Genomic DNA, 11624 nt, shown 5'->3' on the forward strand with positions numbered 1-11624 from the left:
TTAAACGCTGAGCGCGGCGCGCAATTGCGCTTCGAGCAAGGCGGCGTCGAGTTGCTGGCCGATCAGCACCAGACGGGTGCTGCGCGCTTCGTCTGCGCCCCACTGACGATCGAAATGCTTGTCGAAACGCGTACCCACGCCCTGGATCAGCAAGCGCATCGGCTTGCTCGGGATTGCGGCGAAACCCTTGACCCGCAGGATGCCGTGCTGGACCACCAATTGGGTCAGGGCATCGAGTAACAGGCTTTCGTCGGCTTGTGGCAATTCGATGGAAATCGAATCGAAGGCGTCGTGATCGTGATCGTCGTGGTCGTCGCCATCGTGGTGATGGTCGTGGTGGCTGTGGCGGCTGTCGATGTGTTCTTCGGAGCCGGCACCCAGGCCGATCAACACGTCCAGCGGCAAGCGACCGCTGCTGGATTCGATGATTTTCACCGCTGGCGGCAGTTCTTCGGCGACTTCCAGGCGCACTTTGGCCAGATCCGCCGGGCTGATCAGGTCGGCCTTGTTGAGGATCACCAGGTCGGCGCTGGCCAGTTGGTCGGCGAACAGCTCGTGCAGCGGCGATTCGTGGTCCAGGTTCGGGTCGAGTTTGCGCTGGGCATCGACCTGGTCCGGGAACGCGGCGAAAGTGCCGGCGGCCACGGCCGGGCTGTCGACCACGGTGATCACCGCATCCACGGTGCAGGCGCTACGGATTTCCGGCCACTGGAAGGCCTGGACCAACGGCTTTGGCAGGGCCAGACCGGAGGTTTCGATGAGGATGTGGTCGAGATCGCCGCGACGGGCAACCAGTTCGCGCATCACCGGGAAGAACTCTTCTTGAACGGTGCAGCACAGGCAGCCGTTGGCCAGCTCATACACGCGACCGTTGGCTTCTTCCTCGGTGCAGCCGATGGAACATTGCTTGAGGATTTCGCCGTCGATGCCCAGCTCGCCGAACTCGTTGACGATCACCGCGATACGCCGGCCCTGGGCGTTATCGAGCATGTGTCGCAGCAAGGTGGTTTTGCCCGAACCGAGGAAACCGGTGACGATGGTGACGGGAAGTTTGGCCAGTGTTTTCATCGGATGCCCTTTGGCAAGGTGGCGGGCATACGGGACGACAACCGGCGGCGCTTGAGCGCGCGGAAGAATTCGCCACCGGATCACCCCGCCCGGTTGTAGTGAGAATCTGTATCGAGGCAGGTCTCCTGGCTGACGGTGGGCCAGTCTTTCGACTGGCGGTTCCTGCACCTTCCCGCGCCTGAAAACAAAAGAGCGCAGTGGCATGGCAGAAACGAAACCGTTCACAGTTGCGGGGGCAGCCGCGGCATCGACCGCGTTCCCTTCTTAGCTTCGGCGCACGCGCCAAAGAACCTCGAAAGCGCAAGGCTACGCATCGCATCGGGGCGGGTCAATGTTCGCCTGAGTTGTGCGTCGGCTGTGATGGCGCCATCGCGAGCAGGCTCGCTCCCACAGTTGACCGCGTTCCAATGTGGGAGCGAGCCCGCTCGCGATGGCAGCACCTCGGTCTCGCGTTGAGAACGCTTGCCAATTGACGCCCCGCCCTCGCCCATGCTCTCCTACACGCCTTGTTACGGGTGCCCTTCACAGGGTGAAACGGGAAACCGGTGAATCATGTGCTTTACTCAAAAGCCATGTCAGTCCGGTGCTGCCCCCGCAACGGTAAGCGAGCGAAGAATCAGATCCACTGTGCCAGCAGTTCGGCATGGGAAGGCGATTCTTGCAGGTTCGGCGAATGCCAGCCCCTCGTGAGCCCGGAGACCGGCCCGCAACACATCAATAACAAACCCGCGGTGGGCGGGCGCTGTTTCAGCCTCTGCGTGCCCGGCTCGCGGGGGTTTGCATGCGCTCGCTTCACCCACTGACTGACCAGAGGGAAGCGCCATGTCGATCATCAGCAGCACTCGCCACGTCACCGCCAGCACCACCTCCACCCTGAGCCAACGCCTCGTTGCCGCTATCAGCGCATCGATCCTGGGCGCGTGCCTTGTGTATTTCGCCGGCTTCTCGCACATCGACGCGGTGCACAACGCCGCCCACGATACCCGTCACAGTTCTGCTTTCCCGTGCCACTGAGACCTGCCGAGATGATCAAGCGTATAGCGCAAACCGCAGGTTTCACCGGCTTGCTGGCCGCCCTGCTGCTGACCCTGCTGCAAAGCTTCTGGGTCGCGCCGCTGATTCTTCAGGCGGAGACCTACGAAAAAGCCCCGGCGGCTGAAGTCCATGAACATGCCGAAGGCGCCATGGCTGGCCACACCCACGATGCAGAGGCTTGGGAACCGGAAGATGGCTGGCAGCGCGTGCTGTCGACCACTGGTGGCAATCTGGTGGTCGCCGTCGGTTTTGCGCTGATGCTCGCGGGTCTCTACACCCTGCGCGCGCCGACTCGCACTTCTCAAGGCCTGCTCTGGGGATTGGCCGGTTATGCGACCTTCGTCCTCGCACCGACCCTGGGTTTGCCGCCGGAATTGCCGGGAACTGCCGCCGCAGACCTGACACAACGGCAAATCTGGTGGATCAGCACGGCAGCGTCCACCGCTGTCGGTATCGCGCTGATCGTGTTCGCCCGGCATTGGCTGCTGAAAGTGCTCGGTGTCGCCATTCTGGCCGTGCCGCATATCATCGGCGCGCCGCAGCCTGAAGTGCATTCGATGCTGGCCCCTGAAGCCCTCGAAGCGCAATTCAAGATCGCCTCGCAGCTGACCAACGCCGCGTTCTGGCTGGCAATGGGCCTGATCAGCGCCTGGTTGTTCCGCCGCAAAAGCGATGATCAATATCACGCATGAGTGAAACGGGCGCAGCACCGACCCTGGTGGTCGGCCTGGGCTGCCAGCGCGGCTGCCCGGCCAGCACGCTGCGCACGTTGCTCGACCAGGCGTTGCAGGCTCATCACATCGAATTACAGGCGATCAAGGCCTTGGCCAGCATCGATCTGAAACGTGATGAGCCCGGTCTGATCGAGTTGGCCCGGCAACTGTCACTGCCACTGATCTGCTTCAGCAGCGAACAACTTTCCAGCTATCAACCGCAACTCAGCCATCGCTCGCAAATCGCCTTCGAGCGCACCGGCTGCTACGGCATAGCGGAAAGTGCCGCACTGGCCCTCGCCGAACAACTGGCGCAGGCACCGGCTAAACTGCTGATCCCGCGACAAAAATATGCCCAAGCGACGTTTGCGTTGGCCGGTGCTGCGTAAAATCCTCGATAATCCCCGCCTTCGATCATGAGCAATCTTCATCTGAAGCCTTGCTTTGACAATTTTTCACAGGAGCCGGCCATGACCGTCTACTTCATTGGCGCAGGTCCCGGCGACCCGGAACTGATCACGGTCAAGGGCCAGCGGCTGATTCGCAGCTGCCCGGTGATCATCTACGCCGGCTCGCTGGTGCCTGAAGCCGTACTGCAAGGCCATCAGGCCGAACAGGTGGTCAACAGCGCCGAATTGCACCTGGAACAGATCATCGAACTGATCAGAGTCGCCAACGACAAAGGCCAGGATGTGGCACGCGTGCATTCCGGCGATCCGAGCCTGTATGGGGCGATCGGCGAGCAGATTCGTTATCTGCGCGAGCTGAACATTCCGTTTGAAATCATCCCTGGCGTCACCGCCACTGCTGCGTGTGCAGCGCTGTTGGGTGCCGAGCTGACGCTACCGGACATCTCTCAAAGCGTCATCCTGACCCGCTACGCCGACAAGACTGCGATGCCGCCGGGCGAAGAATTCAGCAGCCTGGCCCGGCATGGCGCGACCATGGCGATTCATCTGGGGGTCAATCACCTGGAAAAAATCGTCGCGCAGCTGCTGCCGCATTACGGCGCGGATTGTCCGATTGCGGTGGTTCATCGGGCCAGCTGGCCGGATCAGGATTGGGTGGTGGGAACGCTGACAGACATCGCCGAAAAGGTTCAGGCCAAGGGGTTTCGGCGTACGGCGCTGATTCTGGTGGGTCGGGTATTGGGCAGTGACACCTTCAGCGAATCGTCGCTGTACCGCGCGGGGCATGCACATTTGTACAGGCCTTAGGCCCCCATCGCGAGCAGGCTCGCTCCCACAGGGGATACTCGGTCAAATGTGGGAGCGAGCCTGCTCGCGATGGCGTCAGTGAATTTCACCCATAAAAAAACGGCGCTCACGGGCACCGTTTTTTCATGTCGCAGCGAACACCTTAGTAGTAGGCGTTTTCTTTCTGCGTGTGGTCGGTCACGTCACGGACACCCTTGAGCTCGGGAATACGCTCCAGCAGCGTGCGTTCGATGCCTTCCTTCAGGGTCACGTCAGCCTGGCCGCAGCCCTGGCAGCCGCCACCGAACTTCAGCACGGCGATGCCGTCCTCAACCACATCGATCAGGCTGACCTGACCGCCGTGGCTGGCCAGCCCCGGGTTGATTTCGGTTTGCAGGTAATAGTTGATGCGCTCGTTGACCGGGCTGTCGGCGTTGACCATCGGTACTTTGGCGTTTGGCGCCTTGATGGTCAGTTGGCCGCCCATGCGGTCAGTGGCGTAGTCGACCACCGCATCGTCCAGGAATGCTTCGCTGAACGAGTCGATGTAAGCGGTGAAGCTTTTCAGCCCCAGCGCTGTGTCTTCAGGTTTTTCTTCGCCCGGCTTGCAATAGGCAATGCAGGTTTCGGCGTATTGAGTGCCAGGCTGGGTGATAAAGACCCGAATGCCGATCCCAGGGGTGTTCTGCTTGGAGAGCAGATCAGCCAGATAATCGTGGGCGGCGTCGGTAATAGTAATGGCGGTCATGGAAGTTCCTCGCAGGCTTGCGCGCAGTTTACGCCAATCATCGCGCCGGACAAAGTCCCAGTATTTTTGTCGGGAAAGATCCGGTCGCCACCAGGCCGACCGGCAGCTCGATCAGAGGTTTTCATAGCGATTCATGTCCAGTACGCCCTCTTCCACCGGATCGGTCTCGTGGATATACCGGCTCAAATCGTGGAAATACTGCCAGAACTGCGGGTGGCTGCGACGAATACCCCAGTGCTCGACGATTTTCTCGAAGCCCTGGGCATCCTTGGCGTTCTCCATCTCAGTGACAAACGCCGGCACTTGCTCAGCCGGAATGTTGAACATGAAGTTCGGGTAGCTGCTGAGCACACCGGGATAAATGGTCAAGGTGTCCAGCCCCGGCTGATAGCGCAATGCCTCGCCGAGCAGGAACGCCACGTTGCTGTGGGCACGGTTGCGCAGCAGGCTGTACACCTCGCGCTTGCCGCTGCGAGTTTCGATGCGCAGCATCGTCGCTTCCGGCAACTGGTCGATCACCTTGAGCCCGGCCGCCGGGCGTGCGGTCAGGCGACTCAACGCCTGCTCGGCATTCTGCAAGGCCGGATCGATATTGGGCCGTGAGCAATACGCCCCGTCGCAGCGATTGATCGGATCAGGCCTGGCGTTCAGGTCGCCGTAACGCATCAGCAATTGCTGGGCGAAGTCGCGCTTCGGGTCTTTCTCGTCGAGTTTCAGCGCAGTCGGTTTGTCGTTGTCGATGCTTTCGTAATCCAGCCACATCTTGAATTTGCCGCTGCTCTGATACCAGTCGTCCAGATACCCGTCGCGTGAATCGGCCGGCATCAGGCGCAGGAAGTTCTGCTCGGCGCCGTTACGGATCAAGTCGAAATACAGCCGGGTCTGCGCCTGATGGGAAACGTTGCCGAACACATCGAAGTTGACCGCCAACTGATAATAGGTGCGCTCCAGCAACGGGTAGTCGAACAGCCACATGGTCTGCGGCACTTCACCGATCAACCCCTTGCTCACCGAAGCACTGTCAAAATGCCGGAAGATGCTCAGCAAGGCGTTGTCATTACCGGCCCACAAGGTCGACCAACTCGGCGCGTGTGCCTTGGCGTAGGTGTCACGGCGCAAGGCTTCGTACTCGTTACGCTTGTCGCGGTAGGCATRCCACAGGCTCAGCACGCTGCCGACATCGTCATTCTGGCCAGGCATGGCCAGCAATGGCGTGGCCTTGCCGCGATAACTCGGATCGGTGATGTACAGGTCGTGTTCCGGCGCCTGGAAAAACGCCCAGAAGTTGTCGCGGATCACGTCGGTAGCGATCTGCCCGCGACAGACCGGGCCACGGATAAAGGTGCGCACGAAGTATTCGGCGTTATCGAGCATGAACTGATAACGGGCCTGGGCCGGAATCGCCTGGAAGGTCTCGAACGGATTGGCACGACGTTCCGGGCCATAACCCGGCAAGGCGTGGACCTGCCAGTTGCCGTTATAGAACAGGGTCTTGATCCGGGCCATTTTCGCCGGGCTCAGCGGATAAGTGATGTGCGTCTTGTGCACAATCACCCCTTGCACCGGCCACAAGCGGTAATACACCTGGGTGCCCGGGTCATCGTTCGGGCGACGGCTGTTGATCAGGTCGATCGGCTGGCCCGTCGGTGTGCGCGAACGCACCCACTGGAAGAAGTGCCCCGGCTCGCCGTCCTTGAAGTAGATATGCGCCAGAAACCAGTGCTCGAACAACCAGCGTGCCACCAGACTTTCACGGGCGCCCGGCGCGTTCAGCAGGTTTTCCCACTGCACCACCTGCAAGGCTTCCCTGGCGCTGGGGACCAGGCCCTGCTGGTCGATGGGTGCACCGGAGGCCAGCCAGCGTTGCAGCGTCTGGTATTGCTGATCGGTCAGCCCGGTCACCGCCAGCGGCATGCCTTCTTTCGGATGGGCGCCGGCATAGGCCTCGAATTCTCCTGGCATCGGGCACATGGTCTCGCGATTGAGTCCCAGCACAATCTCTTCCGGCAACCTGGCGTTGGGTTGCAGCGGCGTCCGGTGGCCGAGTTCAAGCATGCGCGCCATCAGCGCCGCCTGACTGCCCTGAGCATCGAGTACCGAACTAAAGCCCCTGGACTGCCAGGCCGTCTTGCCAAAAGCATCATAAAACAGCCGGGTCGGTTGAGCCGCCTGGCTGCGCTGGCCATCATAGACCAGGCGCTTGGTGGCGCCACGCGCCGCACCTTCACCACTGCCCAGATTGAGCTGACAGGCGGAGTCATAGCAGGCATGGCAGGCCACGCATTTTTCAGTGAAGATCGGTTGTATGTCGCGGGTATAGGAGATCGCTGGCGCCGTGCCTTGTGCTGTGGCGACACTGCTTATAAGCAGCACAAAGAGGCTGATGAAAACGCGATACGACATATCCCTGGTCCCGATCATGAAAAAACGTCGCGATTCTACCGTCCTGGCCTGTTCATCAACATGAGCGATATTCATGCAAAAGCAGCTCATGCTCTAATTGCACACAGGTTTGCTATCATTCCGGCCCTTCGTAATGGCCTTACCAGGTAGTCCCAATGTCCGATCGCAGTGCTCGCCTACACGTCCTCAAGCAAGCCCTCAAAGAGCGCATCCTGATTCTCGATGGCGGCATGGGCACAATGATCCAGAGCTTCAAGCTCGAGGAGCAGGACTACCGTGGCAAACGCTTTGCCGACTGGCCAAGCGACGTCAAGGGTAACAACGACTTGCTGGTACTGAGCCGCCCGGACGTAATCGGGGCGATCGAGAAGCAATACCTGGATGCCGGCGCCGACATTCTGGAAACCAACACCTTCAACGCCACCCAGGTATCCCAGGCCGACTACGGCATGCAGGGCCTGGCGTACGAGTTAAACGTAGAAGGTGCGCGCCTTGCACGCAAGGTGGCGGACGCCAAGACTCTCGAAACCCCGGACAAACCACGTTTTGTCGCCGGTGTCCTCGGCCCGACCAGCCGCACTTGCTCGCTGTCGCCGGACGTAAACAACCCCGGCTACCGCAACGTGACCTTCGATGAACTGGTGGAGAACTACACCGAGGCCACCAAAGGCCTGATCGAAGGCGGCGCCGACCTGATCCTGATTGAAACCATTTTCGACACCCTGAACGCCAAAGCCGCGATCTTCGCCGTGCAGGGCGTGTTCGAGGAAGTCGGTTTCGAATTACCGATCATGATTTCCGGGACCATCACCGATGCCTCTGGCCGCACCCTGTCCGGCCAGACCACCGAAGCCTTCTGGAACTCCATAGCCCACGCCAAGCCGATTTCCGTCGGCCTGAACTGCGCCCTTGGCGCCCGTGAGCTGCGCCCGTACCTGGAAGAACTGTCGAACAAGGCCAGCACCTACGTGTCGGCGCACCCGAACGCCGGCCTGCCGAATGAATTCGGTGAATACGATGAGCTGCCAGCGCAAACCGCCAAAGTCATCGAAGAGTTCGCCCAAAGCGGTTTCCTGAACATCGTCGGCGGTTGCTGCGGCACCACGCCGGGGCACATCGAGGCCATCGCCAAAGCGGTCGCCGGTTACGCGCCACGGCAGATTCCGGACATCCCCAAGGCCTGCCGCCTTTCGGGCCTGGAGCCGTTCACCATCGATCGCAGCTCGTTGTTCGTCAACGTCGGCGAGCGGACCAACATCACCGGTTCCGCCAAGTTCGCCCGCTTGATCCGTGAAGACAACTACACCGAAGCGCTGGAAGTCGCCCTGCAACAGGTCGAAGCCGGTGCACAGGTGATCGACATCAACATGGACGAGGGCATGCTCGATTCGAAGAAGGCCATGGTGACCTTCCTCAATCTGATCGCTGGCGAGCCGGACATCTCCCGCGTGCCGATCATGATCGACTCGTCGAAATGGGAAGTGATCGAAGCCGGCCTCAAGTGCATCCAGGGCAAGGGCATCGTCAACTCCATCAGCATGAAGGAAGGCGTCGAGCAGTTCATTCACCACGCCAAACTGTGCAAGCGCTATGGCGCTGCCGTGGTGGTGATGGCCTTCGACGAAGCCGGCCAGGCCGACACCGAAGCGCGCAAGAAAGAGATCTGCAAACGCTCCTACGACATTCTGGTCAACGAAGTCGACTTCCCACCGGAAGACATCATCTTCGACCCGAACATCTTCGCCGTCGCCACCGGTATCGAAGAGCACAACAACTATGCGGTCGACTTCATCAACGCCTGCGCCTATATCCGTGACGAACTGCCCTACGCGTTGACCTCGGGCGGCGTGTCCAACGTGTCGTTCTCGTTCCGTGGCAACAACCCGGTGCGTGAAGCGATCCACTCGGTGTTCCTGCTGTATGCGATCCGCAACGGCCTGACCATGGGTATCGTCAACGCCGGTCAACTGGAGATCTACGACCAGATCCCGGCCGAACTGCGCGACGCCGTCGAGGACGTGATCCTCAACCGCACCCCTGACGGCACCGACGCCCTGCTGGCGATTGCCGACAAGTACAAGGGCGATGGCAGCGTCAAGGAAGCCGAGACCGAAGAATGGCGCAGCTGGGACGTCAACAAGCGTCTTGAGCACGCGCTGGTCAAAGGCATCACCACGCACATTGTCGAAGACACCGAAGAATCCCGGCAGTCCTTCGCCCGGCCGATCGAGGTCATCGAAGGCCCGCTGATGTCCGGCATGAACATCGTTGGCGACCTGTTTGGCGCCGGCAAGATGTTCCTGCCGCAGGTGGTGAAATCCGCCCGCGTGATGAAGCAGGCGGTGGCGCACCTGATCCCGTTCATCGAACTGGAAAAAGGCGACAAGCCGGAAGCCAAGGGCAAGATCCTGATGGCCACGGTCAAGGGCGACGTCCACGACATCGGCAAGAACATCGTCGGCGTGGTACTCGGCTGTAACGGCTATGACATCGTTGACCTCGGCGTGATGGTCCCGGCGGAGAAAATCCTGCAAGTGGCCAAAGAGCAGAAGTGCGACATCATCGGCCTGTCCGGCTTGATCACGCCTTCGCTGGACGAGATGGTCCATGTGGCCCGCGAGATGCAGCGCCAGGATTTCCATCTGCCGCTGATGATCGGTGGCGCAACCACCTCCAAGGCTCACACGGCGGTGAAGATCGAACCCAAGTACAGCAACGACGCGGTGGTCTACGTCACCGACGCTTCGCGCGCCGTCGGCGTGGCGACGCAGTTGCTGTCCAAGGAACTGAAGGCGGGTTTCGTCGAGAAAACCCGTGAGGAATACATCGAAGTCCGCGAGCGCACCGCCAACCGCAGCGCCCGCACCGAGCGCCTGAGCTACCCGGCGGCGATCGCCAAGAAGCCGCAGTTCGACTGGAGTTCTTACGAACCGGTCAAGCCGACGTTCACTGGCGCCAAGGTGCTGGACAACATTGATTTGAAGGTGCTGGCCGAGTACATCGACTGGACGCCGTTCTTCATCTCCTGGGACCTGGCCGGTAAATTCCCGCGCATCCTCCAGGACGAAGTAGTCGGCGAAGCCGCCACCGCGCTGTACGCCGACGCTCAGGAAATGCTCGCCAAACTGATCGACGAAAAACTCATCAGCGCCCGTGCGGTGTTTGGCTTCTGGCCGGCCAATCAGGTGCACGACGATGACCTGGAAGTCTACGGCGATGACGGCAAGCCGTTGGCCCGCTTGCATCACCTGCGCCAGCAGATCATCAAGACCGACGGCAAGCCGAACTTCTCCCTGGCCGACTTCGTCGCACCAAAAGACAGCGGCATTACCGACTATGTCGGTGGTTTCATCACCACCGCCGGGATCGGCGCCGAAGAAGTCGCCAAGGCCTATCAGGACGCTGGCGACGACTACAACTCGATCATGGTCAAGGCACTGGCCGACCGTCTGGCCGAAGCCTGTGCCGAATGGCTGCACCAGCAGGTTCGTAAAAACTACTGGGGTTATGCCAAGGACGAGGCCCTCGACAACGAGGCGCTGATCAAGGAGCAATACACCGGCATCCGCCCTGCCCCGGGCTATCCGGCCTGCCCGGACCACACCGAGAAAGGTACACTGTTCTCGTTGCTGGATCCCGAGGCCAGTGAAATGCACGCCGGTCGCAGCGGGGTGTTCCTCACCGAACACTACGCCATGTTCCCGGCCGCCGCCGTCAGCGGCTGGTACTTCGCCCACCCACAGGCGCAGTACTTTGCCGTCGGCAAAATCGACAAGGATCAAGTGCAAAGCTACACCGCTCGCAAAGGCCAGGAACTGAGCGTGAGTGAACGCTGGCTAGCACCGAACCTCGGTTACGACAACTAAGGATCAAAAGATCGCAGCCTACGGCACACAATAAAGCGCCGCGCCCGCGCCCCCCCCAACCACTCAACAGGCCGAGCGTTAGCTCGCCTGCCGCTGTTGATCTTGATCTTGATCTTGATCCACCCGCCCCTTCGGAAGGCCGAGTGGAGGTGTTCATCAGGGGGTGGGCGCGCAGCGCCGTACGGCGCAGCCGGACACATCGAGAGGAGGTCGTCGCGAAGCAGACCGTAGGCGATGCCCCCTGATGAATGCCGGAGCGAGGGTACGCCGAGCCTAGGCGAGGTGCCGTACGCTTGGGGAGAGTGATTTTTTGCTTACTTTTTTTAGGCGCTTGTAAAAAAAGTGAGTCGCCGTAAGGGCGAAACCGCCAGCCGCCGTTACCGCAGAAATGGATATGTACACCTGTAAGAGACTGGTCGGCTGTCAGGCCGCCATCGCGGGCAAGCCCGGCTTGTATGTTTAGACTTGAAGGGGTGGGTGGGACTAAAAGCCCGATTCTGACTCTAGCCAGTACAGACCGTGGGAGACTTCGTCCCACCCCTTCTACCCAAAAGCGCCAATAAGGAATTCATCGGCAAGGCCGACGATAGAGACA

8 protein-coding genes and 2 riboswitches are annotated in these 11624 nt (G+C 60.6%); of the genes, 5 read left to right on the forward strand and 3 right to left on the reverse strand.

Annotated elements, in window-relative coordinates; genetic code table 11:
• Positions 1-1068 (reverse strand): cobalamin biosynthesis protein CobW, encoded by a 1068-nt coding sequence (gene cobW / locus AC1DIH_RS24340; RefSeq protein ID WP_477773580.1) that lies wholly within the window; start codon positions 1066-1068, stop codon positions 1-3.
• A gap of 98 nt (positions 1069-1166) precedes the next feature.
• Positions 1167-1378, reverse strand: a riboswitch (cobalamin riboswitch).
• A 186-nt stretch (positions 1379-1564) separates the two neighbouring features.
• Positions 1565-1790: riboswitch (cobalamin riboswitch) on the forward strand.
• A 100-nt stretch (positions 1791-1890) separates the two neighbouring features.
• Between cobW and AC1DIH_RS24345 the strand changes: the two genes are divergently transcribed.
• The 4 genes from AC1DIH_RS24345 to cobM all read left to right on the forward strand — a co-directional run bounded on the left by AC1DIH_RS24345 (position 1891) and on the right by cobM (position 4033).
• On the forward strand, positions 1891-2082 hold the full coding sequence (locus tag AC1DIH_RS24345; RefSeq protein WP_477773581.1) for a CbtB domain-containing protein: 192 nt from the start codon (positions 1891-1893) through the stop codon (positions 2080-2082).
• Positions 2083-2093: 11 nt separating this feature from the next.
• Positions 2094-2795 (forward strand): CbtA family protein, encoded by a 702-nt coding sequence (locus AC1DIH_RS24350; RefSeq protein WP_477773582.1) that lies wholly within the window; start codon positions 2094-2096, stop codon positions 2793-2795.
• Positions 2792-3205: a cobalamin biosynthesis protein gene (locus AC1DIH_RS24355; RefSeq protein WP_477773583.1), complete on the forward strand. Its 414-nt coding sequence runs from the start codon at positions 2792-2794 to the stop codon at positions 3203-3205. The genes AC1DIH_RS24350 and AC1DIH_RS24355 overlap by 4 nt, the downstream gene beginning before the upstream one ends.
• Positions 3206-3286: 81 nt before the next feature.
• The gene (cobM, locus tag AC1DIH_RS24360; RefSeq protein ID WP_477773584.1) at positions 3287-4033 is read left to right on the forward strand and encodes a precorrin-4 C(11)-methyltransferase; all 747 of its coding nucleotides are present in this window, start codon (positions 3287-3289) and stop codon (positions 4031-4033) included.
• 142 nt (positions 4034-4175) lie between these two features.
• On the opposite strand, the gene nfuA is transcribed toward cobM, so the two are convergent.
• Both nfuA and AC1DIH_RS24370 read right to left on the reverse strand, forming a co-directional pair.
• A complete protein-coding gene (gene nfuA / locus AC1DIH_RS24365) occupies positions 4176-4760 on the reverse strand; it encodes a Fe-S biogenesis protein NfuA (protein ID WP_007946504.1) in 585 nt (194 codons plus the stop codon).
• Between the two features lie 111 nt (positions 4761-4871).
• Entirely contained in the window at positions 4872-7163 is a 2292-nt protein-coding gene (locus tag AC1DIH_RS24370) for a fatty acid cis/trans isomerase (protein WP_477773585.1), read from the reverse strand.
• A gap of 155 nt (positions 7164-7318) precedes the next feature.
• Here AC1DIH_RS24370 and metH point away from each other — a divergent pair, with 155 nt between their 5' ends.
• Positions 7319-11029 (forward strand): methionine synthase, encoded by a 3711-nt coding sequence (metH, locus tag AC1DIH_RS24375; protein ID WP_477766184.1) that lies wholly within the window; start codon positions 7319-7321, stop codon positions 11027-11029.
• Positions 11030-11624: the final 595 nt, after the last annotated feature.

This window comes from Pseudomonas sp. 05N36 (assembly GCF_056397385.1).